Source organism: Chryseobacterium sp. SIMBA_028 (assembly GCF_046535285.1).
Lineage (GTDB): Bacteria > Bacteroidota > Bacteroidia > Flavobacteriales > Weeksellaceae > Chryseobacterium.
In genome coordinates this window covers 1-271 of record NZ_JAWRWZ010000294.1, presented here as the reverse complement: position 1 = coordinate 271, position 271 = coordinate 1, and the positions used below count along the sequence as shown (strand labels likewise).

The following is a 271-nucleotide window of genomic DNA, read 5'->3' as shown; positions in this document are numbered from 1 at the left end:
AGTCAAGTATTATTTATGGTTATTTCAAAGAAATATCTAAAGCAGCCAAGAATGATGAGCTCTATTTCTTTGCTAAAAATGGCAGTAATTCGTTAAGATTATATTCGAGTCTAGAGCTTTTTAAAAGAAATGATAAAAGGTTTTTGGAAATTTATAAATTCTATTCTGATAATCCACTTATTATGAAATACAAAATGGGTTGTGTAGGTAATAAGGAAAATATTTCAACTTACTTGAAAAATGAAATCTATATGGCAACCGAAATTGTTTC

General features: G+C 26.9%; 1 protein-coding gene. It reads left to right on the top strand.

The window, feature by feature from the left end:
* On the top strand, positions 1–271 hold a 271-nt coding region (locus SCA31_RS23520; RefSeq protein ID WP_410699431.1), incomplete at both ends, for a hypothetical protein.